The following is a 2186-nucleotide window of genomic DNA, read 5'->3' as shown; positions in this document are numbered from 1 at the left end:
ATGCCGGCACCGATGCCCAGCCGCGCCGGCCGCAGCCCGCGCGCCTCGGCGCCCAGCGTCAGCGTGCGGATCGCCACGTTGAGGCAGAAATCGCCGATGCGCGCCTCGCCCTGCGGCGCATCGACCCAGCCGATGGCGCCGCAGTACAGGCCGCGCGGCGTGGTTTCCAGCCCGGCGATCAGCTCCATCGTGTGGTGCTTGGGCGTGCCGGTGATCGAGCCGCAGGGGAACACCGCGCGCAGCAGGTCGGCGAAGCCGACCTCGGGCCGCACCCGCGCGTTGACCGTCGAGGTCATCTGGAACAGCGTCGCATACGGTTCGATCGCGAACAGCGACGGCACCTTCACCGAGCCGGTCTGCGCGATGCGGCCCAGGTCGTTGCGCAGCAGGTCGACGATCATCAGGTTCTCGGCGCGGTTCTTGATGTCGAGCGACAGCAGGCGTGCGGTCTCGCTGTCGCTCTCGGGCGCGCGGATGCGCGGCGCGGTGCCCTTCATCGGCCGCGCGGTGAGCAGCCCGGCCTCGTGGCGCAGGAACAGCTCGGGCGAGCGCGACAGCACATGCGGCGTCCCGGCGTCGGGCAACGCGATCAGCGCGCCATAGGCCACCGGCTGCCGCGCGCGCAGGCGGCGGTACAGGTCGACCGGCGAGCCCCAGGCCTCGCCATGCAGCCGGTAGGTGAAGTTGACCTGGTAGGTCTCGCCGTTGCGGATCGCCTCGTGGATGCGGTCGATCGCGCGCGTGAAGCCGGGCTTGTCGACGCTCGGGCGCAGGTTCATCACGCCGCTGCTGCCTTCTTCACCACTGCGCGCCGCGAGCCAGGCGTCGACCTCGTCGTTCGACAGCCGCGCCAGCTCGCGGAACATCAGCACCCGCAGCGACGCCGCATCGTCCGGCCGCAGCCGCGCATGCCCGGCCCGCATCAGCTTGGCGCCCCATTCGTAGTCGGCCAGCAGCACCGCATGCAGGCCGGCGCGCAGGTCGGCGTCGACCGCGGCCCACACGGCATCGAGCTGCGCCGGATCGACACAGCGGTGCTCGCGCTCGAAGCCGGTGTACAGCCGGCTGAGTGGGTTGCCGCGTGTCGCGTGGCAGTCGTCGAGCAGCGCAAAGCAACTCATGGTGGGCGCGGCCCGAGTTCATCAAGCAACGCCGAAGCCCGGGTCTCCCGGGCCGAAGGTGGCGCCMCTTGGGGGCAGGAGCGAAGCGACTGGGGGGCCATCTCCTAACTCCAGTCGTCCATGTCGTGCTTGATCTTGTGGCGGTTGGCGATCAGTTCGTCGACCGAGGGCTCGTTGTTCAGCGCGCGCCTGATCGCCAGTTTCGTCGCTTCGTGGTTGGTGCGGTACATGTCCTTCTTGTCCAGGTTCTCGTCCTTCGCGCAGCGCGGGTCGATCCACACCAGGCTGATGATGCACAACTCGTTGGCGATGTCCTTCGGGATCGTGCCGTCGATCAGGCAGTCGACCACCGCATCGGCCGTCGCGCTCTGCACCACGCCGCCATAGAGGTCGATGTTGGCGAAATCCTTCAGAGTGACCTTCGGCACGATGATGGTCGCCGGCCGCACCAGCTGGTTGCAGGYGCGGATCGCGAACATCGCGGTGTGGCCCTTGCTCTGCGCCATCATGTTCGCGAAGGCCTGGCCGACGGGGCCGTCGGTGCGGCCGATCAGGATCTCGGGCATCGCATCGGTGAACTGGCCTTCGCGCGCGAACACGGTGGCTTCGCCGGCGTGGAAGAGGTAGGTCTTGGTCATGGGGGTGCTTTCAGGTCGTCAGGATCAATTCGCCGCGGCCGTCCGTCGCCAGGTCGCCCAGGTGGCGCGCGATGGCGCGTGACGGCAGGCGCGCAAAGGGGCCGCCGTGCCGCGCGAGGTCGCGTGCCAGCAGCTGCCAGAACACCGGCGCCTGCGCCCCTGCCGGCACGAAGGTCGGGGCGATGTCCGGTGCCGCGCCCGCGAACACCACGCTGCCGCGCCGCATGCCGTAGCCCGCGTGCGCACCGGCCCGCCCGCCGATCGCGAGGGTGCCGGCCACCATGCGCGAGGCCAGGAAGTCGCCCGCATCGCCGAACACCAGCGCCGTGCCGCGCCGCATGCGGTCGCCGAAGCGCTCGCCGGCATTGCCCTTGACGAGCAGCGTGCCGCCGCGCATGCCGTCCATGCTGCCGGGCAGCGTGCTGGC

Annotated in this window: 2 protein-coding genes and 1 pseudogene; all 3 read right to left on the bottom strand. The window is 70.4% G+C overall.

All coding sequences use genetic code 11. The annotated features are described in order from the left end of the window. Positions 1-1121, bottom strand: a 1121-nt coding sequence (locus AC1D15_RS28325; protein ID WP_477828634.1) for a chorismate-binding protein, incomplete at its 3' end; no start/stop codon positions are given. A 104-nt stretch (positions 1122-1225) separates the two neighbouring features. After that, complete coding sequence (gene fae, locus AC1D15_RS28320; protein WP_477828633.1) at positions 1226-1759, bottom strand: formaldehyde-activating enzyme; 534 nt, start codon at positions 1757-1759, stop codon at positions 1226-1228. Positions 1760-1769: 10 nt separating this feature from the next. After that, positions 1770-2186: pseudogene (locus tag AC1D15_RS28315) on the bottom strand (formylmethanofuran dehydrogenase subunit C); the annotation flags it as partial.

Source organism: Rhizobacter sp. P2_H2, from assembly GCF_056403375.1.
This window is presented reverse-complemented; position numbering and strand designations above follow the sequence as displayed.